This window comes from Pseudomonas sp. SCPG-7 (assembly GCF_002156405.1).
Lineage (GTDB): Bacteria > Pseudomonadota > Gammaproteobacteria > Pseudomonadales > Pseudomonadaceae > Aquipseudomonas > Aquipseudomonas parakoreensis.
Genome location: NZ_MVOO01000022.1, coordinates 1 through 23,214 on the forward strand (window position 1 = coordinate 1; position 23,214 = coordinate 23,214).

Annotated in this window: 14 protein-coding genes; 6 read left to right on the forward strand and 8 right to left on the reverse strand. The window is 62.1% G+C overall.

Features of this window, described 5'->3' with window-relative positions; all coding sequences use genetic code 11:
- Nucleotides 1–542 precede the first annotated feature (542 nt).
- The 5 genes from B1722_RS26030 to pvdM form a co-directional block, all read right to left on the reverse strand.
- Nucleotides 543–3,005 carry a TonB-dependent siderophore receptor gene (locus B1722_RS26030; RefSeq protein WP_086794840.1) on the reverse strand — a complete coding sequence of 821 codons (2,463 nt, stop codon included), beginning with the start codon at nt 3,003–3,005 and terminating at the stop codon, nt 543–545.
- A 117-nt stretch (nt 3,006–3,122) separates the two neighbouring features.
- Nucleotides 3,123–4,772, reverse strand: coding sequence for a cyclic peptide export ABC transporter (locus tag B1722_RS26035; protein ID WP_086794841.1), 1,650 nt, complete (start codon nt 4,770–4,772; stop codon nt 3,123–3,125).
- Between the two features lie 147 nt (nt 4,773–4,919).
- Entirely contained in the window at nt 4,920–5,828 is a 909-nt protein-coding gene (locus B1722_RS26040) for a formylglycine-generating enzyme family protein (RefSeq protein WP_086794842.1), read from the reverse strand.
- 38 nt (nt 5,829–5,866) lie between these two features.
- Complete coding sequence (locus B1722_RS26045) at nt 5,867–7,147, reverse strand: aminotransferase class V-fold PLP-dependent enzyme (protein ID WP_086794843.1); 1,281 nt, start codon at nt 7,145–7,147, stop codon at nt 5,867–5,869.
- Entirely contained in the window at nt 7,144–8,514 is a 1,371-nt protein-coding gene (gene pvdM, locus B1722_RS26050; RefSeq protein ID WP_086794844.1) for a pyoverdine-tailoring dipeptidase-like protein PvdM, read from the reverse strand. The genes B1722_RS26045 and pvdM overlap by 4 nt, the downstream gene beginning before the upstream one ends.
- Nucleotides 8,515–8,768: 254 nt before the next feature.
- On the opposite strand from pvdM, the gene B1722_RS26055 reads away from it, so the two are divergent.
- Nucleotides 8,769–10,388: a PvdJ/PvdD/PvdP-like protein gene (locus B1722_RS26055; RefSeq protein WP_086794845.1), complete on the forward strand. Its 1,620-nt coding sequence runs from the start codon at nt 8,769–8,771 to the stop codon at nt 10,386–10,388.
- 195 nt (nt 10,389–10,583) lie between these two features.
- Here B1722_RS26055 and B1722_RS26060 read toward each other — a convergent pair whose 3' ends face one another.
- From B1722_RS26060 to B1722_RS26070, 3 genes are read right to left on the reverse strand one after another with little or no spacing between them, the layout of a single operon-like run.
- Entirely contained in the window at nt 10,584–11,975 is a 1,392-nt protein-coding gene (locus B1722_RS26060; RefSeq protein ID WP_086794846.1) for an efflux transporter outer membrane subunit, read from the reverse strand.
- Nucleotides 11,976–11,982: 7 nt separating this feature from the next.
- Nucleotides 11,983–13,956 (reverse strand): MacB family efflux pump subunit, encoded by a 1,974-nt coding sequence (locus B1722_RS26065; protein WP_041070763.1) that lies wholly within the window; start codon nt 13,954–13,956, stop codon nt 11,983–11,985.
- Nucleotides 13,957–15,129 carry an efflux RND transporter periplasmic adaptor subunit gene (locus tag B1722_RS26070; protein WP_041070766.1) on the reverse strand — a complete coding sequence of 391 codons (1,173 nt, stop codon included), beginning with the start codon at nt 15,127–15,129 and terminating at the stop codon, nt 13,957–13,959.
- A 322-nt stretch (nt 15,130–15,451) separates the two neighbouring features.
- Between B1722_RS26070 and B1722_RS26075 the strand changes: the two genes are divergently transcribed.
- The 5 genes from B1722_RS26075 to B1722_RS26095 all read left to right on the forward strand — a co-directional run bounded on the left by B1722_RS26075 (nt 15,452) and on the right by B1722_RS26095 (nt 23,150).
- The gene (locus B1722_RS26075; RefSeq protein WP_086794847.1) at nt 15,452–15,934 is read left to right on the forward strand and encodes a sigma-70 family RNA polymerase sigma factor; all 483 of its coding nucleotides are present in this window, start codon (nt 15,452–15,454) and stop codon (nt 15,932–15,934) included.
- A gap of 134 nt (nt 15,935–16,068) precedes the next feature.
- Nucleotides 16,069–17,403: a lysine N(6)-hydroxylase/L-ornithine N(5)-oxygenase family protein gene (locus B1722_RS26080; protein WP_086794848.1), complete on the forward strand. Its 1,335-nt coding sequence runs from the start codon at nt 16,069–16,071 to the stop codon at nt 17,401–17,403.
- 591 nt (nt 17,404–17,994) lie between these two features.
- Complete coding sequence (gene mgtA / locus B1722_RS26085) at nt 17,995–20,694, forward strand: magnesium-translocating P-type ATPase (RefSeq protein WP_041070774.1); 2,700 nt, start codon at nt 17,995–17,997, stop codon at nt 20,692–20,694.
- Nucleotides 20,695–20,880: 186 nt separating this feature from the next.
- Nucleotides 20,881–21,597 (forward strand): MgtC/SapB family protein, encoded by a 717-nt coding sequence (locus B1722_RS26090; protein WP_007968289.1) that lies wholly within the window; start codon nt 20,881–20,883, stop codon nt 21,595–21,597.
- A gap of 344 nt (nt 21,598–21,941) precedes the next feature.
- Nucleotides 21,942–23,150: an EAL domain-containing protein gene (locus B1722_RS26095; RefSeq protein ID WP_254616404.1), complete on the forward strand. Its 1,209-nt coding sequence runs from the start codon at nt 21,942–21,944 to the stop codon at nt 23,148–23,150.
- Nucleotides 23,151–23,214 lie beyond the last annotated feature (64 nt).

The window sequence follows — 23,214 nt, forward strand, 5'->3', positions numbered from 1 at the left end:
TCTAACTGAAAACACCCGATCCCACTGTGGGAGCTGGCTTGCCAGTGATGGCGGCCAGCCAGCCGACCAATTTCTAACTGAAAACACTCAATCCCATGTAGGAACTGCCGAAGGCTGTGATCTTTTGATCTGGCTCTGGCTCTGGCTCTGGCTCTGGCTTTTGATTTTTTGCCCCTTCGGCAGGCCGAGCGGAGGTGTCGATCCGGGGGGTAGGCGCGCAGCGCCGTGCGGCGAAGCCGCATACATCGAGAGGAGGTGCAGCGCAGCAAACCGTAGGCGCTGCCCCCGGATGGGCACCGTAGCGAGGGAACACTGAGCCTAAGCGAAGTGCCGTACGCCGGGGCAAAGCCTTTTGGGTTACCTTTTCGGCGTCTGGAAAAGGTGACTCGCTGTAAGAGCGAAACCGCCAGCAGCAACACCCGCAGCAACGGATATCCCCCCAAACCCCCAAGAGCCTGGTCGGCCCAAAGGCCGCCAAGCCCCAATCAGCCCCCCAAAAAAAACGCCAGCAAATGCCGGCGTTTCAGTGAGCGCTAACCGTATTACCAGTTGTAGGTCACGTCAGCAGTCATGGTCCGACCTTCGCCGTAGTAGCAGTCGAGGGTACCGTTGCACGCGGCCACGTATTTCTCGTCGGTGAGGTTTTGCAGGTTGGCTTGCAGCTTCACGCCTTTGACATGCAGCGGCGATTTCTCCAGGTCGTAAGAGACCATGGCGTCATACACGGTGTAGGACGGAATCTGGAACGAGTCCGACTCGTAATCCGAACCGTAGCTGCTGCGCACGTAGCGGGCGCCCAGGCCCATGCCGAAACCGGCGAGGGCGGTGGAGATGTCGAAGTCGTAGTTGACCCACGCGGAGGCGGTCAGTGGTGGACGCATGGCCAGGGTGCGACCTTCGCGACCGTCGTTGTCTTTCTCCCACTTGGTCTGGTTACGCGACACTGCCGCCAGCACGCGCAGGTTGCGGGTGACGTTGACCTTGCCTTCCAGCTCGATACCGCGCGAACGCACGGAGCCGCTCTGGGTGCTGAAGCCCGGGTTGGCGAGGTCGGTGGTGAGCATGTTGTCCTGGTCGATCTGGTACGCCGACAGCTGAATGAAGCCGTCGATCGACTTCGGCTCGTACTTGACGCCGACTTCGTACTGCTTGCCGGTGGTCGGTTCGAAGGCGCCGCCGCTCATGTCGGTACCGGTTTGCGGCAGGAACGATTCGGCGTAGCTGACGTACGGTGTGATGCCGTTGTCGAACTCGTAGCCGAGGCCGGCACGCCCGGTGAACTTCTCGTCCTTCTGGTTGCTGTGGCCGCCGCTCAGCGGTTGCTTGTTGTCGGTTTCAGCGAAGTCATAACGACCGCCGAGGGTCAGGAACCACTGGTTCCAGCGCAGTTGATCCTGAGCGTACAGGCCGGTCTGGGTGATGGTGTTGTCCCACTTGTACGGCTGGCGGAAATTGATCTGGCTGCCATACACCGGGTTGTACAGGTCCAGACCTGGAGCGGTGCGGTCGTACAGGCCGAGGAATTTCGAATTGTAGTGGTAGTAGTCCACGCCCAGCAGCACGGTGTGCTCGACATCGGCGGTGTTGAACTTGGCCTGGGCGATGTTATCGATGCCGTAGACCTTGTTGTGCTGCGACCAGTCCACCGCATAACGGCTCTGGTAGCTGCCATCGTTGAGGCCGGTGACCGGGTTGGTCGGGAACGAATAACCGTGCAGCGGCGCCACGTACTGGTCATTGATGTCGGCGTAACGCGCGTTCTGCTTCAGGGTCCAGACGTCGTTGAGTTCGTGGGCAATCTCGTAACCGACTACGAACTGCTCGCGGTGGTATTTGTTCACGTCCGGCTCGCCGAGGAACAGGCTGCGGCTGATGCGCCCGGCCTGGCTGCGATGCACGGTGCCGTTGGCCGGCAGGCCCTGGGCTTCCGGTACGTCGTGGTCTTTCTGGTACTGACCGAACACGGTGATGGTGGTCTGATCGTTAGGCAGCCAGGTCAGGCTTGGCGCCAGCAGCATGCGGTTCTGGCTGGCGTAGTCGATGGCCGAGCCGCTGTCGTTGACCACGCCGGTCAGGCGATAGAGGAATTCGCCCTGATCGTCGATCGGGCCGCCGAGGTCGAAGGCGCCGTATTTGCGGTCATAGCTGCCGCCACCGAGCTTCACTTCGTGCAGCGGGGTCGCGGTCGGACGCTTGCTGACCATGTTGACGATACCGCCAGGCTGGTTCTGGCCGTACAGCACCGAGGCCGGGCCCTTGAGCACTTCGACGCGCTCCAGAGTGTACGGGTCGATCTGCAGCGAACCGCCGGTGCTGCCGCCGCCGTAAGGCATGTGCAGGCCGTCGAGGTACAGCGGAGTAGGGGAGAAGCCCCGGGAGGTCGGTTCGTCGAAGATCTTCACCCGGTCCGAGAAACCGCCGCCGGTCATGCCTGGTGTGTATTGCAGGGCTTCGGTGACGGTCTTCGAGCCGCGCATCTTGATTTCGTCTTGAGTGACGACGTTGATGGTCTGCGGGATTTCCTTGAGCGACGAATCGGTCTTCGATCCGGTGGCGCTGCGCTTGGCGACGATCCCGTCGACCGGGCCCCAGGCCGATTCGGCAGTGGCGGAAATGCTGGTCGGGGCCAGATCGAGGCTGGCGCCACCGCTGCTGCGCGAACGCAAGGCGACGTTGTTGCCCTCGACGCTGTAGGCGATGTTGGTGCCTTGCAGCAGTTGCGCGATGGCGGCGGTCGGTTCCAGGTTGCCACTGACCGTGCTGCTGCGCAGACCGCTGACTTCATCCGGGCTGTACAGCACTTGGAGGTTGGTCTGGCGACCGAATTCCTGCAAGGCGCTCCCCAGCGACTGTGCAGGAATATTGATCGCCACGGCGGCGGCCTGGGCCTGGCCGGCCATCGGCACGGTCAGGGCCATGGCGCAGAACGCGGGCAAGGTGCAACGGAAGGAGCGGCGGATCAGCAGAGCCTTGGCGAGCGGGTGGAGTCCGTGCGGTGCGGGCATTGTTCTTCTACTCTTCAAAGTGTTGACTGAGAACTATTTCTATTAACTGTTAGTAAGACGTTGAGCCTTCCGAAAACCGGAAAGCTCAACGCCATTTTTTTTACAAAATTTTCACAGTCAGGCGGGTTGCAGCTCAGTGACCACTTTGCCGGCGCTCATGCGCACCAGTTGGTCGGCGACATCGAAGTAACGATCGTCGTGGGAAATGACGATGATGGTCTTGCCCAGACGCTTCAGGTCCGGCAGCAGCTCGGTGTAGAAAATCCGCCGGAAGGTCGGGTCCTGATCGGCGGCCCACTCGTCGAACACCAGCACCGGACGTTCCTCCAGCCAGGCGTTGATCAGGGCCAGACGCTTGCGCTGGCCGGTGGACAGATCGGTGGTGGTGAACGAGCCGTCACGCACACTGACCTTGTGCGCAATTTCCAGGCGCTCCAGGTATTGGTTGGCGTCTTCCGGGATATGGGTGTCGCCCTGAACCACGTCGTCGAACAGGTAATAGTCGGCGAAAATCGTGGTGAACAACTGGCGGTAATCGTCGCGGTTGCTGGCGTCGACGAGCTGCTGATTGAGGCGGATTTCGCCTTGCTGTGGCGCGTACAGGCCCAGCAGCAACTTGATCAGCGTGGTCTTGCCGCAGCCGTTTTCGCCGACGATGAAAATGATATCGCCTTGTTCGATTTTCAGGTTCACCGGCCCCAACCGGAACGGCTTGGCGCCTTCTACCGTCGGGAAACTGTACGAGACATCGGTCAGTTCCAGGCTGTGCACCGGGGTCTTTTGGTGGCCCTGATCGCTGAGCAACAGGTGCGGTTCGGGCGAGGAAAACTGCTCGGAGAGATCGGCAATCCGGCGGAACGCGATTTGCGCGCGACTGACGATCGGCAAGGTGCCAATGATGTGTTCCAGCGGCCCTTTCATGTACAGCAGCACCAGCACGAAGCCGCTCATGACTGCTTTGTCAGCACTCGGCCACAGCGATTGCAGGCCCAGCGCCAGGCCGATCACCACGAAGAACAGCATCGAACCCAAGGTCTTGGCGACCACGAAAATGTTTACCGAGCGCACCTGCGTTGCGCAGATCTTGTCGGCCGTGCCTTCGATCCCCGAAACGAACATGCGATGCCGGCGCGGGCGGTGGATGCGCAGTTCCTTGGCACCCTCGGCGACGGCGTGATAGTGCTTCTGCAACTCGTCTTCGTAGTCGCGGGCCTTGAGGAAACCCTGCATGCCGCGCCCGCGGGCGATGTACTGAATGACCGTGCCGATCAGGATCGCCACCGCCATCATCAGGAACATCGGCCACGACAGCATCGCCAGGTAGCCCATGCAACCGAGGGTCACGGTCAGGGAAATCGCCAGCGGCGCAAAGGCGAAAGCGAAGTCGCTGATGGTGTCGACGTCGTGGGTCAGCACCGGAATCAGCCGATGGCTGCGATAGCGCTCGATCTGCTCGATCGGCGCCGAGAGGACTTTTTCGCCCAGCTCTTTGCGCAATTTGGCAATGATGTGCTGGCCGACGAAATTGGTGCCGATGTCGGAAAAGATCGAGCTGGTCAGGGCCAGCAGGCACAAGCCGGCAAACACCGCGACCATCGTGCTGGTCAGTGCGCCCTCGGCGTGCAGCACGTTGTTGATGGTCGCCAGCAGCGCGGTGACGCTCAGGCCACCGACCATGCCGAGCAGGATCGACACGCTGACGATCAGTCGAAAGGGTTTGAGCAGGGCGAACAATTCATTGATCACCCCGCGTGTTGGTTTGCTCATGGAGGTTCCCTGCTTGAAGGAGCGGCGAACACCGGCACTGCGCGTGGGGTTCGCCTGGATGACGTAGAGGGCGGTGGGCGCGCCATGGAGGATCGCGCCCATCTGTAGAACGACTGCCGGGATGGCTAATTTAGCCGGGCGATAGCCTTACAGATCGCGGGCGACCCGGAAGCCGATCCAGTCGCCACGGGTGTCGGTGTAGGTGGCGTTGCGGTTGCCCGAGCGCGAGAACACCGGCGCTTCGCCCCAGTCGTTGCCACGGATGCGCCGCACTTCGCACTTGCCGCTCAACCAGGCGCTGCCATCGCTAGGCGCGCCGACGTAGTTCTCGTTGTAGCAATCGGCGGTCCACTCATAAATATTGCCGTGCATGTCGTAGACGCCGAAGGCGTTGGCCGGGAAGCTGCCGGCCGGCGCGGTGAAGTTGTAGCCATCGGCGGCGCCGTAGGTGTTGGCGTGTTTGGCGATGCTGTATTCCTTGCCTTCGTCGAACGGGAAGGGGAACGGTCCCGTGCTGCCGGCGCGGGCGGCGTATTCACGCAGCGACTCGCTGACCAGTCGGTATTGCTGGCCGGTCTTCTTCGACAGCCAGGCCACGTAAGCTTCGACCTCCGGGAAATCCATGCACACCGCCGGGTGCTTGTCGGTGTACTGCTTGCGCGGGTCGCTGCCCTGATAATCCGGAATGCCCGCCTTGCACGCGCGACCGGGGCGCGTGTCGCCGTCGGGCATCTTGTAGCCGCTGTCCTTGAGGTAGGCGTCCCACTCGCCGCGCAGAATCTGGAAACGGCTGATCGCCAGCGGTTTGGCAAACGTCACCGGGTGCATCGGCCCTTCATCCGGCTCGCGGCCGACCTCATCCTCCGGGGTGCCCATGGTGAACGTGCCGGTGGGCAGCACGACCATTTCCGGGCAGTCCTTGCAGTCCTTGAACACCTTGCCCGGCGCAGGCGGGGTGGCGGCCTGTGCGGCGCCCGGCAGCAGGCCGACGGCGAGGGCGGTGAGCATCAGCGCCGGCAGCGCCTTCAAGGAAAATCGACGCAGTTCACTGTTCATTGCGAGTCTCGCTAAAAGGAAAAGGGGATCGCCCGGATTCACAGGGCCTGGTCGAGCACGGCCAGCAAGCGGTCGATTTGCTCTTCGTCGTTGAGCAGCCCCGGCGCGGTGCGAATCACCGGGCCGACGTCGCGGTGTACGGCATCGGCCACCACGCGGTTGGCCATCAGGTGCGCGGCGATCTTGTCGCTGTCCTTGCCCTTGACCCGGAAGAAGGTGAAACCGGCGGACAGCTCAGGGCTCAGTGGCGTCACCAGTTCGATCTGCGGACGTTGCTGCAGGCGTTGTTTCAGGTAGCTGTTGAGCGCGTGAATGCGCGCCTCGACCTCGGCCTTGCCCAGCTCAAGATGCAATTTGAACGCTTCGTCCAGCGCCCAGCGGTGTTCGAACGAGTGATAGCCGCCGGGCGTCATGGTGGTGGAAAACGCCGTGGCTTCGGAGAACGTCGGAATGATCGGGGTCACGTACCTGACTTCGGCGAAGCGGCTGCAGACGATGCCGGTGCCACGTGGGCCGAACATCCACTTGTGGGTGCCGGCGATGAAGAAGTCGCAGTTCATCTGCGTGAAGTTCAGGTTGTCCACGCCGAAGCCATGCACCCCGTCGACCACGTAAACGATGCGGTCGGCGTCGCTGCGACCACGGTTGTGCCGGTCGACGATGGCGCCGATTTCACCGATGGGCAGTTTCATGCCGCTGCCCGAATGCACCCAGCACATGCCCAGCACCCGGGTTTCGGGGCGGATGGCGCCGTCGATGGCAGCAAGGATTTCTGCTTTGCTCGCGTTGTACGGATCCTGGAACAGGCGAATCTTGCGCACCCGGGTGCCGTCGCGTTCGCTACGCAGGGCGAGGATGGTGTGAGTCGCGTAGTGCTCGTGTTCGGTGGTGAGGATTTCCTGATCGGGGCGCACGTGTACGCCGCCGTAGATCGTCGCCAGACCTTCGGTGGTGCTGCCGGTCAGGGCGATCTGTTTTGCATCGGCTTGCAGATAGCGACCGGCCCAGACTCGCACGTTCTCTTCGCGCTGTTCGATCACGCCGAGGTCCCAATCCATGGCCAGGCCGGGATTGTTGTCGAGGGCGGCGCGGTGTCGTTCAATCGCCTCGCGCACCGGTTTCGGGTGCGAGGTGATCAGGAAGTTGGAGAAGTGCAGATACGCCGGATCCTGGTCGAACAGCTGCTGCAACCGCGTCCACTTGTTGCCGGTCGCGGGCGCGGCGTTCGCGGCGCCGGCGACATTCGGCAGGCTCGCACCCAACGGCAGCGCCGCCGCGAGAATCCCCGCCTGCTTCAAGAACTCACGACGATTGCTCATGGCTTGGCAGTTCCCGGCGCGGCGGCCAGTGCCGGTTTCGCGGCTTTCTCGACCTGATCCCAGACCCGCAGGAAGTTGCCGCCCCAGAGCTTGGCGATGTCCGCTTCGGAGTAACCGCGCGAGATCAGCTCGGCGGTGACGTTGCGAATTTCGCCGACGTTCTCGAAGCCTTTGACGCCGCCACCTTCGTTGAAGTCGGAGCTGATGCCGACATGGTCGATGCCGATTTTGCGCACCGCGTAATCGATGGCATCGCCCAGATCCTTGAGGCTGGCTTTCGGCTCTTCTTCGAGGATGCCGTAGAGGCGGCTGGCGTACTGGCCAAACTTCTCCTCGGACCACGCGGCAATGATCGGGTCGCCCGGCATCAACGCCATCGCCAGGTTCGGCAGCGGCGGCAGGTCGAAGTCCTTGCGCATCTCGTTGAGCTTGTCCTGGGTTTGCTGGGTGAGCGGACGCAGATACTGCGAGAACGCGACAATCTGCACCACGCCGCCGCTGTTTTTGATCAGTTGCATTTCCTTGTCGCTGAGGTTGCGCGGGATGTCGACCATCGCACGTGGCGCCGAATGCGAGGCCACCAGCGGCGTGCGGCTGAGCTGCGCGACTTGTTCGAGGGCCTTGGTCGACATTTGCGAGACGTCGATGATCACGCCCAGATCGTTGAGGCGCTTGACCGCTTGCTTGCCCAGATCCGAGAGGCCGTCGAGGGCGTCCGGCGAATCATTGAGAAATGGCAGCGGCCGCGACGAATCCGCCCAGTCGTTGTTGCCGATGTAGCTGAAACCGAACATGCGCATGCCGCGCGCGGTCCACAGATCCAGCAGGTTGAGGTCGTGGCCCAGCGGATAGGCGTTGAGCATGCTGATGAAAATCGCGAACTTGCCTTCGCCGTGCAAGCGCCGGAAGTCGTCGGGGGTGTAGGCGATGGCCACCTGATTGGGGTAGTCGCGAACCATCCCGGAGATGATCTTGAAGCGGATTTCCTGCTGATTGCGCGCCTCGTCGACGAAGCCGGGGGTCGGCTTGTGCGGGGCGTTGGGGCCGTTCCACATTTCCGGCCAGCCGAAGATGGTCAGGGCGGCGCCGGACAGGCGCCCGCGGTTGGCCTTGGCGAGGTCGAACTGGCCGTCGCCGTCCTTGTCGGCTTCGTGGCCGTCGGTGCCGAAATTTTGCGTCAGGCTGACATGGCTGTCGAAAGAGAGCATGCGTTCGTGCAGCTCATCGGCCTGCTTCATGACTTTGGCCGGGTAGCCGAGGTCGTCCTTGAACCAGTGGTGCCACACGGCAAAGCCTGCGCCGGCACTGATCGCCAGGGCCAACGGCAGGCCGATGAATAGAGCCTTTTTCGAACGTGGTTTTGTCATTGCCATCTCAGTCAGGTTCGCCATCGAGGTGCAGGCGCGGGGGCCTTCGCTATCTGGGAAGAACGAGTGGATGGCCGTGGAATTTAGGTTGCCAGGTTAAAAGATCGCAGCCTGCGGCAGCTCCTACATTGGAACGCGATCACTGTAGGAGCTGCCGAAGGCTGCGATCTTTTCAGGTACCCCCATAAATTTGTGCATGGAGCAAACGTTCTAGCTTGGATAAAGCCTGCTTCATGGCTGACACAGGTAGGGCAATGAAGATTTCTCGACGATGGTTCATGGCGGGCCTGGCGCTGACCGGCGCTGCCGTGCCTGCGGCGTATTTCGGGCATCGTGAATGGACGAAGCCGGACCCGACGATCACCCCGGGTGAAGCGTCTTTCGACGTCGCCGACATGGCCGGGCAGCGCCTGGCGAATGCGTTGCGCGGGGTGTGGGATATCCGTTTCGAAGGTGCCGATGCCGGCCTCGAAGGCTTGCCGCTCAAGGGGCTGCAAGTGTTTCTCGACATCGGCCAGAAGGGTCGCGGCGTGTGCGGTTTTCTCGACACGCCCGAGCGCCTGCGTTCCGCTGAAACACCGCGTTATCGAATTCTGGGCGACCTCGCGAAAGCCGATGCGGCGAAGCTGAGCTGGCGCCTGATCGGCGCTGACGGTCAGATCAGCTATGAGCTGGAGATGATCCTCGATGAGGTCTGGGCCGACTTCGGCAATGCCGGCAGTGGCACGCTCAGCGGCAAGGCCTTGCGCCTGGATCGAGCGCTGGCCTTGCCGGCGCAGGACAACCGCTTCGTCGCCGTCAAGCGGCTGTTTCCCGAAGCGCGCGAGCGCACGCCGCTCAACCCGACATTGCTGGCGTGGCTGATCTCGCCCGAGCATCGCCTGTTTCACCAGTTGTGGCATGCGACCCGGGACAAGTGGCACAAGCTGCCCGAGGACAAACGCGAAGCCTTGCGCGGCATCGGCTGGCAGCCCGGCCCGCGTGACAAGGAGCGCGATGCCCGAGGCCCGCGCAAGGACCGCAATGGCTCGGGCGTGGACTTTTTCTTCATGCACCGGCACATGCTCGGGACGGCGCGCTCGATGCAGGATTTGCCATCGTGGGCGTTTTTCCCGCTGCCGCAGCCGGAGCTGATCCGCGACCGTGTCGGCTTCGCCCGCTATTTCGACAACCACGACGGCTCAGCCTTGCCGCCCACCTGGACGGCGGCGGGCGATGACGAATTCAGTCAGTGGGTCAGCGACATCAAGACCGCCGAGACCTACGAAAGCAACTTCCAGGTCTGGGAGTCGCAATACCGCGATCCGGCGTATCTGGCCCGGCTCACCCTCGGCCAGTTTGGCTCCGAAGTCGAACTGGGTCTGCATGACTGGCTGCACATGCGCTGGGCTTCTGTGCCGCGCGACCCGTCCAACGGTCAGCCGGTGCCGTTTGCCCGCGATCCGGCGGACTTCGCTGCCCGCTGGTACAACGCCGAAAACGACTTCCTCGGCGATCCGTTTTCTTCCCACGTCAACCCGACGTTCTGGCATTTCCATGGCTGGATCGATGATCGCATCGAGGACTGGTTCCGCGCTCACGAGCGTTTCCACCCGGGCGAAGTCGCGCGGCTGCAGGTCAATGGCGTGCCATGGTTTGCCCCGGGGCGCTGGGTGGAAGTCGATGATCCGTGGCTCGGACCGATCACCCATGGTTGCAGTACCACGCCGGGATTGCAGGTGGGCAAGTCGGTGGAGATGGATCCGGAAACCATGAAGCTGGCGCTGCGCATCACCTTCATCAGCGACGAGGAAAAACTCGCCGGCCTGTTCCGCCGCGTGCCGCAACGGCCATGGTATGCGCGCAATCTGAAGGCTAAAACCAGCCCGACTTGAGGGCTGCGTCATCGATCATTCGCGAGCAGGCTCGCTTCCACAGGTTCAGGTGTCAGGCCGAGAGAGCGGCAACATCGTCAATCAATGTGGGAGCTGGCTTGCCAGCGATAGCATCGGGTCAGGCAACGTTGATGTTGGGAGTGCTGGCCTCATCGCTGGCAAGCCAGCTCCCACAGGGTTGTTGTGTTGATTCGATTACAGCGTCTGCCACCCGCCACCAAGTGCCTTGTACAGCGCAATGCTCGCCTGCACTCGTGACAGCCGTAGTTGTGCATGCTGATCCTGGGCCGCGTACAGCGTGCGCTGGGTTTCCAACACGGTCAGCAAGTCTTCAGCGCCGGCCTGGTAACGGCTCTGGGCGATGTCGAACGCGGTCTGCGCCTGATTCAGTTCTTCGTTCTGCCACAACCGCTGCTCATCCAGGCGACGAATGCTATTGAGCGCTTTTTCCACATCGGCGAAACCGTTGATGATTGCCCCACGGTAAGTTTCCAGCAGCTCTTGCTGGCGCGCAGAGGCCTTGTCGCGTTCAGCGCCGAGGCGACCGTTATTGAAAATCGGTGCGACCAGTCCGGCGGTCAGGTTGTAGAAAGGGCTGCGGATCAAATCGTCGAACTGATTGGCGCCCGAGCCGAGTTGGGCGGTCAGGGTCAGTGCCGGCAACATGGCTGCGCGAGCGACTTTGACGTCAGCTTCGGCGGCGGCCAGTTGGGCTTCGGCGCGTGCGATGTCCGGACGATGCGTGAGCAACTCGCTGGGCACGCCGGCGGCGATGTCTGGCCATTGCAGGTGCTCGAAGGACTCTGTCGTCGACAGTTGCTGCACCGGTCGGCCGAGCAGGGCGGCGAGGCTGATCAGCGCGTCTTGGGCTTGCTGTTGCACGCGCGGCAATTGCCATTGCTGGGCGGCGACCAGGCTCTTCTGTTGCGCCAGTTCCAACGCAGTTGCCGAGCCTGAATCAAACCGCGTCTGCACCAGTTTCAGCACGCTTTGTGCGTTGGCCAGATTGAGTTCGGCGATGCGGCTCTGCTCGCGTAGCGACAAGGTTTGCGCATACGTGCTGGCAACGCCGCTGAGCAATGTCAGTTCGACCGTCGCCCGGTCGAATTCGCTGGCCTGCAGAGCGAACTGCGCACTGTCGCGCGAGGCGCGTTTGCCGCCCCAGAAATCGATTTCGTAGGTGGCGCTCAGGTTGGTATCGAAATAGTCCACCGCCTTGTTGCTGCTGTTGGCATCGAGTTGGCTGTAGCCATTGCCGCGCAGCAGTTTCTGCCGATTGGCATTCAGTCCGGCCTTGACCTCCGGCAGCTGTGAGCCGCCAGCGATGACGGTGCCCGCCTGCGCCTGACGCACGCGAGCAACGGCAGCCGCGAGGTCGAAACTGCCGACGCGCGCCTGCTCGATCAGACGATCCAGTTCCGGGCTGCCAAATTGCGTCCACCATTGCGGGTTGTTGCGGGCAACGCTGGCGCTATGGGGCGACTGCCAGGCAGCTGGCGTTTGCACGCCACTGTCCGGGCGCTGGACGGGACTGCCGCAGGCGCTGAGCAACAGGCACACGGTCAACAGGCTGAGACGCGGTTTCATAAATCGATCATTCACTGGTAAGGGCTGTGACCGGGTCGAGCCGGGCAGCTTTGCGGGCAGGCATGAAGCCGAAGACAACACCGGTGACCAGGGCGCAGCCGAAGGCGCCGAGTACCGCCATCAAGGAAAAAGCCACGGCCACTTCGCTGAGGATCAGCACGCCGCCGACGATCAGCGCCAGGGCAATGCCGGCAATGCCGCCGACCACCGAGAGCATCACCGCTTCGGTGAGAAACTGGCGGAGGATGTCGCGCTGGCGGGCGCCGGTGGCCATGCGAATGCCGATCTCGCGGGTTCGTTCGCGCACTGTCATGAGCATGATGTTCATCACGCCGATACCGCCAACCAGCAGCGAGATCGCGGCAATCGAGCCGAGCATCAGCGACAGGGTGTTCTGGGTGCGCGCCTCGGCCTGGATCATCGCGGCGTTGTTGGTCAGTTCGAAATCCTTCTTGCCGTTGTGCAGGCGCAGCATCAGTTGCTCGATGGCGTGCTCGGTGTCCTTGACCTTGCGCGCGTCCGCAGCGGCGATGGCCACGTACTCCGGGTTGCGTGTACCGAACAGCCGAACGCTGGCCGCCGAATAGGGGATGGCGATGCGATTGTCACTGTCGGAGTCGCCGGAGCTGGCGCCTTTTTCCGCGAGCACGCCGACCACCTGGAACGGCACATTCTCGATCAGGATGAATTGGCCGATCGGGTTCGGCACGTCCTTGAGCAGTTTGCTGCGGACCTTGTGGCCGATCACCGCGACGGCTGCAGCGTTCTGCTCATCGGCCTCGGTGAAGTAACTGCCTTGCACCACCGGCCAGTTGAAGATCGCCGGGAAGTTGGTGTCGTTGCCGCCGACGTAACTCAGGTGGTCGGCATTGCCGTAACGTACGCCGGCCTCGGCGCCGTTGACCGGCATGATCCGCTGCACTTGCGGCAGGCTGGCCAGCGCGTGCACCTCGTCGAGGGTGATGATCCCCGGCGGCGTGCGCGGGTTGGGCGCCGAGCCGCTCAGGTAAATGATGTTCGACCCGAAGGCGCCCATCTGCGCCATCACCTGGCGTTTGCTGCCTTCGCCGACCGCCAGCATCACCACCACCGACGCCACGCCGATGATGATCCCGAGCAGGGTCAGCGCGGTGCGAAAGCGGTTGATCCACATCACTCGCCACGCCGCGTGCAGGGCATCAACCAGTTCACCTTTCCAGGCGCCGGTGGCGTCCGCGCCCACGGCTAGACGCTGGCGCAGATCCACCGCTTGCAGGGCGCCGGGGTTGGCGCTGGTCTGGGCTTCCGGGTTGTCGCGGGCGCTGTCGCTGATGATCAGGCCGTCGCGGATTTCGATGATGCGTTTGGCCCGGGCTGCGACTTCGCGGTCGTGGGTGATGAGGATTACCACGTGGCCCTGGCTCGCCAGTTCATCGAGCAGCGCCATCACCTCTTTGCCGCTGTGGCTGTCGAGTGCGCCGGTGGGTTCGTCGGCGAGGATGATGTGGCCACCGTTCATCAACGCCCGGGCAATCGACACCCGTTGCTGTTGGCCGCCGGACAACTGATGCGGACGATTGCCGGTGCGCGAGGCCAGGCCGAGGCGGTCGAGCAGGGCGGCGGCGCGGGCGTGACGCTCGGCAGCCGGGGTGCCGGCATAGATCGCCGGCATCTCGACGTTTTCCTGGGCCGAGCCGGACGGGATCAGGTGATAGCCCTGGAACACAAATCCAAAGGCTTCGCGGCGCAGCCAGGCCAGCTCGTCACTGTCGAGGCCGGCGACGTTTTCCCCGGCGAAGCGGTACTCGCCGGAGGTCGGGCGGTCGAGGCAGCCGAGGATATTCATCAGGGTCGATTTGCCGGAACCGGATGCGCCGACAATCGCCACGAATTCACCGGCATGGATCGACAGGTCGATGCCGCGCAGCACGTGAACCTCCGGAGCGTCACCGCCGCCGTAGGATTTGCGAATGTCCTGCAGGTCAATCAGAGGCGTTTGCATTCAGCCTCCGCTGCCGTCGACCGGGCCGATCAACAGGTGATCACCTTCGTTGAGGCCGTCGACAATCTGCACGTTGAGTCGGTCGCTGATGCCGGTGCGTACCTCGCGTTGCTGAATGTCGCCGTTGGCCGCCACCACCTGCGCGGTTTGCAGGTTGGCCGTGGTGCTGCCCTGCAACGCGGCGACCGGCGCGGTGAGCACGCCTTTGGCCTGGTTGGCGACGAAAAACACCTGGGTGGTCATCTCGGCCATCAAGGCGTTGTCGGCGTTATCGACGTCGAGCAAAACCGTGTACAGCACAACGCGGGCGCTGCCGCTTTTACTGCTGCTGGCCGGGCTGCCGCCGCCCTGGCTGGTCTGATCCAGCGGCTTGGGCGGCACCGGCAGAATCTGCCGCACGGTGCTGCTCCAGCGCCGCTGGCCGCCGCTGAGGGTGGTGAAGTAGGCGGTCATGCCCGGTTTGACGTGGCCGATGTCAGCCTCGGAAACCTCGGCCCACACGGTCATCGGTGACAGTTTGGCGATGCGCAGGATCAGCGGTGTCTGCTGTTGTGCGTTGAGGGTCTGGCCCTCGCGGGCGTCGAGGGCGACCACGGTGCCGGCCATCGGCGCGTAGATCCGCGTGTAGCCGAGTTCAGCCTGATCGCTGCGCAGGCTGGCTTCGGCCTGGCGGATCTGTGCCTGGAACATGTCGACGCGGGCCTGAGTGGCTTTCAGTTCGGCGCGGGCGGTCTGCACGTCTTCTTCACGGGTGGCGCCGCCGGCCGCGAGATGCTGCTGCCGCTGATACTTCTGCCGCGCCAGCTCATGCTGGGCGAGTTGCTCCTGCAATTGCGCCTTGAGGTTTTCGATCGAGAAGCGCCCGGCGTCGAGTTTGGCCTTCTGCGTGGACGGATCGATTTCCACCAGCAGTTGACCCTCCTTGACCACGTCACCGACTTCGACGTGGATTTTCTGGATCTGTCCGGAGGCTTGCGCGCCAACATCGACATAACGGCGCGGTTGCAGAGTGCCCAGCGCGGTGACGCTGCTTTCGATGTCGCCGCGGCTGACTTGCACGGTGGCGAAGCGCTCGCGGCCCGGCGGCATGATTTGCCACGCGGCGAAGGCAACAACGGGAATCAGACAGAGGGTTGCGAGCAGGGCGCGTCGGGCGGGGCGGGGACGTTTCATGCAGGGTTCCGGCCAGTGGAATTCGGCCCGTCGTCCGGCTGCGCGGCACAGCGCGCAGCCGCTGAACGCTGTCGCAGGGCACGACAGACACGGGGAGCTGTCCTGTAAACGAGGAATGCGCAGGGGAATTTAAGCGAAGACACAGGATGTTACAGGTATAGAACGGCACTATTTGGCGGGCAACGACAAACGCCACTTTAAATCTATATGAGAATTACTATAAATTACGCACCTCAAGTTGCCACTATCTTGCTACCCGTGTTTGCGGGGCCGTCGATCAGTGTGCTCAAGGATCGAATCCGCATCGAAGCGGCCGGGAGTCATGTTGGAAAACTACTATCGCGAGCTGGTGTGTTTCCTGAACGCCAAGCTCGGCAACCGTCAGGTCGCCGAAGATGTGGTGCATGACGCTTATGTGCGCGTACTGGAACGCTCCAGCGACACGCCCATCGAGCAGCCCCGGGCGTTTCTCTATCGCACTGCGCTGAATCTGGTGATCGATGATCATCGGCGCAACGCCTTGCGTCAGGTCGAGCCGCTGGAAGTGCTCGACAGCGAAGAGCGTTATTTCACCCCGTCGCCCCAAGGCACCCTCGATCACGGCCAGCGTCTGGAGATGCTCCAGCGCGCCCTGGCAGAATTGCCGCCGCTGTGCCGCGACAGTTTTCTGCTGCGCAAGATCGAAGGCCTGTCGCACCCGCAGATCGCCGAACACCTGGGCATTTCCAAGGCACTGGTGGAAAAACACATTGTCAATGCGATGAAGCATTGCCGCCTGCGCATCAAGCAATGGGATGCCCATTGAGCCGCCATCGCTAAATTTTATTTCACTGTCCTCGTTCCTACTCAACAGACGACCTGCTGTCCTGCTCAAGGCCAGTCGGGTCACTTAGGCTCTCCTTTCCCCTTGTTGAGGGGTTCATCCAGAGGACACTGGAAATGACTCAGGCAATTGCATCGCCCATCGTTCACGACCTGATCGGCGTCGGTTTCGGCCCTTCGAACCTGGCGCTGGCCATCGCTCTGCAAGAGCGCGGCCCGACCCACGGCGAGCTGGATGTGCTGTTCCTCGACAAGCAGGCCAACTACAGCTGGCACGGCAACACCCTGTCGACCCAAAGCGAATTGCAGATTTCCTTCCTCAAGGATCTGGTGACCCTGCGCAACCCGACCAGCCCGTACTCGTTCGTCAATTACCTGAAGGCTCACGGCCGCCTGGTGGACTTCATCAACCTCGGCACCTTCTACCCGTGCCGCATGGAGTACAACGACTACCTGCGCTGGGTCGCCGGGCAGTTCACCGAGCAGAGCCGCTATGGCGAAGAAGTGCTGACCATCGAACCGGTGCTGCACAACCACCAGGTTGAAGCGTTGCGCGTGATCTCCCGCGACAGCGAAGGCCAGCAGTTTGTGCGCACCGCGCGTTCGGTGGTGGTCAGTGCCGGTGGTACGCCGCGTATTCCGGAGGCGTTCAAGGCGTTGAAGGGCGACAGCCGTGTGTTCCATCACTCGCAGTATCTGTCGCAGATGGCCAAGCAGCCTTGTGTGAACAATCAACCGATGAGCATCGCGATCATCGGCGGCGGGCAGAGCGCGGCGGAAGCCTTCATCGATCTGAACGATTCGTTCCCGTCGGTGCAGGTCGACATGATCCTGCGCGGCTCGGCGCTCAAGCCTGCGGACGACAGCCCGTTTGTCAACGAAGTGTTCTCGCCGGAGTTCACCGATCTGGTGTTCCAGCAAAACAGCGCCGAGCGTGAGCGGCTGGTCAACGAGTACCACAACACCAACTATTCGGTGGTGGACATCGACCTGATCGAACGCATCTACGGCATCTTCTATCGGCAGAAAGTCTCGGGCATCGCCCGTCATGCGTTCCGCACCCTGACCACTGTGGAAAGCGCCAGCGCCACCGAGCGCGGCATCGAACTGGCGGTGCGCAACAACGCTACCGGCGAAGTCACCGTGCGCCTCTATGACGCCGTGGTCCTGGCCACCGGTTACGAGCGGCAGATGCACCGCAAATTACTGGCGCCACTGGAAGAGTACCTCGGTGATTTCGAGGTCGATCGCAACTACAAACTGATCACCGACGAACGCTGCAAGGCCGGCCTGTACATGCAGGGCTTCTGCCAGGCCAGCCATGGTCTGAGCGACACCTTGCTGTCGGTGTTGCCGGTGCGTGCCGACGAGATTGCCGGGTCGTTGTATGAGCATGGCAAGAACCGTGGGCATCGTTCGATGGCGGATCTGTTGTTGGCGACTGCCAGCTGAATCTGCTTTGCCTGATCGACCGCCTTCGCGAGCAAGCTCGCTCCCACAAGGGATTTTCAGTGAACACAGATTTTGTGTCAGATGAAGATCCAATGTGGGAGCGAGCTTGCTCGCGAAGGGGCCTCAAGGATCACCGCAAAAAACCATTCCTGAACCCTTCCTGAACATCCCCCGATATTCCCCGACACACTTCCTTTTGCGGGTTTACTCTCCAATCATCGAGGCGTAAGCTTCGCGCGTTTTCATCAATAGCGGAGACCCACAGTGGGTACTTGTTCGAGTGACAGTTGTCGGCCGGTCTCGGTAACCGGCAGATTCTCGGCAAGATAACGCGCAGCCTTTCTCTGCCGTTGTCTCGCCGTAAAGCGAGCAGCGGCATCCCGATCATGGTCAGTTGAGACCATGTCCCGACGTCCTTCTCATCGACACTGAAAGTATGTGATTTCGACCGTGTGGTCGTGATCGCAAACCTATCGACACGCCTGTCTTTTCTGACCGGCGCGCCAAGCCTTGCCGTGCCGGATTTTCCGGTGAACGAGGCGTGGTCGTACCTGCTCGACGGTTTCCCGGCTGACCATAGGGGCAACAGCCATGAAACTTACGCTCAAGGAATTTTTCGCAGGCTTCCTGCGCACACGCCACATCGCCCGGCACTTCCGCCGTCTGGCGCTGCTGGAATCGATCAACGACACCACGGTCAGCCGTGAAGTCCCGCCCACGCTGGCCAACACCCTGGTCGATGCGGCCCATCGCGACAGCGGTGAACTGCTCTCGTCGCTGGGTACTCACACCGACGGCCTGACCGATTTTGAAGTCGACGCACTGCGCGCGCAGTACGGCCTCAACGAAGTCGAACACGAGCAGCCGCTGCCATGGTGGACTCACCTGTGGCACTGCTATAAAAACCCGTTCAACCTGCTGCTGACCCTGTTGGCGGTGATCTCCTGGCTGACCGAAGACCTGAAAGCCGCCACGGTGATTTTCTCCATGGTGGTGCTGTCGACGCTGCTGCGCTTCTGGCAGGAAAGCAAATCCAACCGGGCCGCCGACTCGCTCAAGGCGATGGTCAGCAACACCGCCACGGTGATGCGCCGCGACGAGCCACGCATCGAGCTGCCGATCAAGCAACTGGTGCCGGGCGACCTGATCGTGCTGTCGGCCGGCGACATGATTCCCGCTGACTGCCGGGTGCTCAGCGCCAAGGACCTGTTCGTCAGCCAGGCGGCGATGACCGGCGAATCGATGCCGGTGGAAAAGTTTGCCCGTCAGGCCGACCGCGACACGCGCAATCCGCTGGAGCTGGAGAACATTCTATTCATGGGCACCAACGTGGTGTCCGGCACGGCGGTGGCGGTGATTCTCACCACGGGCAACAGCACCTATTTCGGCGCGTTGGCACAGCGTGTGGGCGCAACTGACCGCGCGGTGACCTCGTTCCAGCTGGGCGTGAACAAAGTCAGCTGGCTGCTGATCCGCTTCATGTTCGTCATGGCGCCGCTGGTGCTGTTCATCAACGGTTTCACCAAGGGCGACTGGACCGAAGCGCTGCTGTTCGCGCTGTCGATTGCCGTGGGCCTGACCCCGGAAATGCTGCCGATGATCGTCACCTCGACCCTGGCCAAAGGCGCGGTGTTCCTGTCGCGCAAGAAGGTCATCGTCAAGCGGCTGGATGCGATCCAGAACTTCGGCGCGATGGACGTGCTGTGCACCGACAAGACCGGCACCCTGACCCAGGACAAGATCTTTCTCGCACGCAATGTCGACGTCTGGGGTGAAGACTCCGACGATGTGCTGGAAATGGCTTACCTCAACAGTTACTACCAGACCGGGCTGAAAAACCTGCTCGATGTGGCGGTGCTGGAGCACGTGGAAATCCATCGCGAATTGAAGGTTGGCACGGCGTTTCGCAAGGTCGACGAGATTCCGTTCGACTTCAATCGCCGGCGCATGTCGGTGGTGGTCGAAGGGCGTGGTCAGCCACATCAACTGATCTGCAAAGGTGCGGTGGAAGAAGTGTTGGCGGTGTGCACCCGTGTGCAGCACGGCGAAGTCGAAGAAGCCTTGAGCGATGAATTGCTGACCCGGATTCGTCAGGTCACCGCAGCATTCAACGCTGAAGGCTTGCGCGTGGTGGCGGTGGCTGCCCGTTCGATGCCGGAAGGTCGCGACACTTACAGCCTGGCGGATGAACAGGAACTGACGCTGATCGGTTACGTGGCGTTCCTTGATCCACCGAAGGAAAGCACTGCGCCAGCGCTCAAGGCGCTGGCCGAGCACGGCGTCGCGGTCAAAGTGCTGACCGGTGACAACGAACTGGTGACCGCGAAGATTTGCCGCGAAGTCGGCCTCGCGCAACAGGGCTTGCTGATGGGCAACGACATCGAGCGCATGAGCGATGCCGAACTGGCCGTGGCGGTAGAGAAAACCAACGTCTTCGCCAAGCTCACGCCGTCGCACAAGGAGCGCATCGTGCGCATCCTCAAAGGCAACGGCCATGTGGTCGGTTTCATGGGCGATGGTATCAACGATGCGCCGGCGCTGCGTACCGCCGACATCGGTATTTCGGTGGACAGTGCGGTGGACATCGCCAAGGAAGCCGCCGACATCATCCTCCTGGAAAAGAGCCTGATGGTGCTGGAGGAGGGCGTGCTCGAAGGGCGTCGGACCTTCGCCAACATGCTCAAGTACATCAAGATGACGGCCAGCTCCAACTTCGGCAACGTGTTCTCGGTGCTGGTCGCCAGTGCGTTCATTCCGTTCCTGCCGATGCTGCCGATGCACCTGCTGGTACAGAACCTGCTCTACGACATTTCGCAGATCGCCATTCCGTTCGACAACGTCGATGACGAGATGCTGAAAAAGCCACAGCGCTGGCAGCCGGCGGATGTCGGTCGCTTCATGCTGTTCTTCGGGCCGATCAGTTCGATCTTTGACATCACCACGTTCGCCTTGATGTGGTACGTGTTCGATGCCAACACCCCGGATCACCAGACACTGTTCCAGTCCGGCTGGTTCGTGGTAGGGCTGCTGACCCAGACGCTGATCGTGCACATGATCCGCACGCCGAAGATTCCGTTCCTGCAAAGCCGTGCAGCCATGCCGCTGCTGGTGATGACCGGGATCATCATGGCGGTCGGGATCTTCCTGCCGATGGGGCCGCTGGCCAACTACTTCAAACTGCAGGCACTGCCGTCGCTGTACTTCGTGTTCCTGCCGATGATCCTGCTGGCGTACATGGCGCTGACCCAGGCGGTGAAAGGTTTCTACATCCGCCGGTTCGGCTGGCAATAACAGCAGGCTGCAATCTTCACCTGCCAACCTGTAGGAGCTGCCGCAGGCTGCGATCTGTCGATTTTGTTTTTAAAAGACAAGATCAACAGATCGCAGCCTGCGGCAGCTCCTACAGGGAACGGGTAGTTCAAGTGAATTGGCAGCAAGCCCAACAAAGGGACTGTGGACTATTCAAGGAGCTTCATCATGCAAGCCATCAACAACCTCAACCTCACCTCGCTGCTCGACACCCTCGTCAGCCTCAGCGCGGCGTTCATCCTCGGTGGCCTGATCGGGTTCGAGCGCCAGTACCGGCAACGCACCGCCGGCCTGCGCACCAACGTGCTGGTGGCGGTCGGTGCGGCGATTTTCGTCGACATGGCCAACCGTCTCGGCGGCGCAGAAGGCGCGGTGCGGGTGGTCGCGTACGTGGTTTCCGGGATTGGCTTTCTCGGCGCGGGCGTGATCATGCGCGAGGAAGGTAACGTCCGTGGCCTCAACACCGCCGCGACCTTGTGGACTTCCGCCGCCGTCGGCGCTTGCGCCGGGGCCGACCTGTTGGCCGAGGCGGTGCTCGGCACGCTGTTCATCCTCGCCGCCAACACCTTGCTGCGGCCGATCGTCAACAACATCAACCGCCAGCCACTGGACGTGGTTTCGGCGGAAGTCACCAACATTGTTTACGTGATCGCCCGGCGCTCGCAGCAGAAAGCCGTGTTCGCCCTGCTCGAAGCCGAGCTGGAACGCAGCAATTACCCGGCCAGCGACGTCGATGTACACGCCTTCGGTGCCGACGAAATCGAGATCGAAGCCACGCTGGCGACGACTTCGGTCGACGGCGATGAACTCGATGCGCTGGTGGCGCGGATTTCGACTTCAGCGCTGGTGGTGCAGGCGTTCTGGAGTCCGAGTACCACCGAATGAGGCAACCACATTGCACCGCCATTGGGCGTGGCTCTCAGCGTACACAGTCGCCGGTGCTGTCATGAACATCGCCGCATCGGCCAATGCCTGTGCGGCATGTTGCCTGCTTTCAAGAGATTTCCAGCTGTTTTTCAGGACGTTTCCTACAGTGTTTCTGGTGAGTTCTGTATAGCGTGCTCAGCACATTTTCTTACGCCGTCAAACTCTAAGTCCTACACGCTCTGCGACGCGGAATCGCCAGGGCCCTGGCACCGTGCTGGTACATCTCGATGGTCAAGCAAATGCAGACGCTCCCTCGCGAGCTCAACACTCATCCGCACTTCACCCACAGCGAGCCGACCCTCATGCCCAACCTGCCGCTTCGTATCCTGGTGCTGGAAGACCACGCTTTTCAGCGCTCCGTGGCGGTGAACCTCCTGCAAGGGCTGGGTTGTCAGCAGGTGCTGGAGGCCAGCGATGGTGCGCAGGCGCTGGCGTTGCTCGATGAAGTCGGCGCGGTGGACATCGCCCTGTGCGACTTGCAGATGGAGGGCATGGACGGGCTGGCGTTTCTGCAACGGGTCGGCGCCTCGGGGCAGGTCAGGTCGGTGATCATCTGCAGTGCGCTGTCGGCGGACCTGCGGCGCGCGGTGCATCAGATGGTCGCACTGCTTGGGCTGGACCTGCTCGGTGATGTCGGCAAACCGCTGCACGTTGAGGGACTGGCCGAGTTACTCGACACATTCGTCAACCGGCAGATCAGCCCGCCGCAGCCGCTGCGCGCGATGACGCTGGCCAGTGAAACGACGGTCCGCCATGCGCTGGCCGAGGGCCAATTGCAGGCCTGGTATCAACCCAAGTTCGACCTGCAGAACGGCGAGGTTCGAGGCGTCGAAGTGCTGTGCCGCTGGCAGCACCCGACACGCGGGCTGATTTCGCCAGCATTGTTCTTGCCGGTACTCGAGCGTTGCGGGCTGCTCGACGAGATGCTGTTGGCGCAGATCGACCAGGCCTTGCACGTGCAGCGCAGCGCCCGGGCGCAAGGTTTTGTCCTGAACCTGGCGTTCAACCTGCAAACCGTGCAACTGGCCAATGCGCAACTGACATCGACGTTGAAAAGCCTGTTGGCCGAACATACAAGCAGCGGCTCGAGCCTGACCTTCGAGCTGACCGAAAGCGGCCTGCTCGAAGCACCCGCCACCAGCCTGGAGACACTGGTGCGGTTGCGGATGATGGGCTGTCGCTTGTCGATCGATGACTTCGGCGCCGGATTCTCTTCGTTGCAACGCCTGTGTCAGTTGCCCTTCAACGAGATCAAGCTCGACGCCGATTTCATTCGCAACCTTGCGCATGAACCCCGTTGCCGCGCGGCCATCAGCAGCACCCTGGCGTTGGGCGAAGCCTTGGGCATGAGCGTGGTCATCGAAGGCATCGAAACCGCTGCGCAACGTCGTGAACTGCTGGCGCTGGGCTGCACGCAAGGGCAGGGCTACTGGTACGCACGGCCGATGGCCGGGGCCGATCTGTTGAACTGGCTGCAACGGCGCAACCACGGCAAAGGAACAGACGAATGAGCGGATTTTTAGGAAAGGTCCTACAGAGCTGTTCCGGCGAGATGCGTAATCTCGGCGCGCCATC

Excerpts from the sequence above, each read along its gene's own strand:
- B1722_RS26030 (WP_086794840.1), bottom strand. The coding sequence starts at position 3,005 with ATGCCCGCACCGCACGGACTCCACCCGCTCGCCAAGGCTCTGCTGATC.
- B1722_RS26035 (WP_086794841.1), bottom strand. The coding sequence starts at position 4,772 with ATGAGCAAACCAACACGCGGGGTGATCAATGAATTGTTCGCCCTGCTC.
- B1722_RS26040 (WP_086794842.1), bottom strand. The coding sequence starts at position 5,828 with ATGAACAGTGAACTGCGTCGATTTTCCTTGAAGGCGCTGCCGGCGCTG.
- B1722_RS26045 (WP_086794843.1), bottom strand. The coding sequence starts at position 7,147 with ATGAGCAATCGTCGTGAGTTCTTGAAGCAGGCGGGGATTCTCGCGGCG.
- pvdM (WP_086794844.1), bottom strand. The coding sequence starts at position 8,514 with ATGACAAAACCACGTTCGAAAAAGGCTCTATTCATCGGCCTGCCGTTG.
- B1722_RS26055 (WP_086794845.1), top strand. The coding sequence starts at position 8,769 with ATGAAGATTTCTCGACGATGGTTCATGGCGGGCCTGGCGCTGACCGGC.
- B1722_RS26060 (WP_086794846.1), bottom strand. The coding sequence starts at position 11,975 with ATGAAACCGCGTCTCAGCCTGTTGACCGTGTGCCTGTTGCTCAGCGCC.
- B1722_RS26065 (WP_041070763.1), bottom strand. The coding sequence starts at position 13,956 with ATGCAAACGCCTCTGATTGACCTGCAGGACATTCGCAAATCCTACGGC.
- B1722_RS26070 (WP_041070766.1), bottom strand. The coding sequence starts at position 15,129 with ATGAAACGTCCCCGCCCCGCCCGACGCGCCCTGCTCGCAACCCTCTGT.
- B1722_RS26075 (WP_086794847.1), top strand. The coding sequence starts at position 15,452 with ATGTTGGAAAACTACTATCGCGAGCTGGTGTGTTTCCTGAACGCCAAG.
- B1722_RS26080 (WP_086794848.1), top strand. The coding sequence starts at position 16,069 with ATGACTCAGGCAATTGCATCGCCCATCGTTCACGACCTGATCGGCGTC.
- mgtA (WP_041070774.1), top strand. The coding sequence starts at position 17,995 with ATGAAACTTACGCTCAAGGAATTTTTCGCAGGCTTCCTGCGCACACGC.
- B1722_RS26090 (WP_007968289.1), top strand. The coding sequence starts at position 20,881 with ATGCAAGCCATCAACAACCTCAACCTCACCTCGCTGCTCGACACCCTC.
- B1722_RS26095 (WP_254616404.1), top strand. The coding sequence starts at position 21,942 with ATGCCCAACCTGCCGCTTCGTATCCTGGTGCTGGAAGACCACGCTTTT.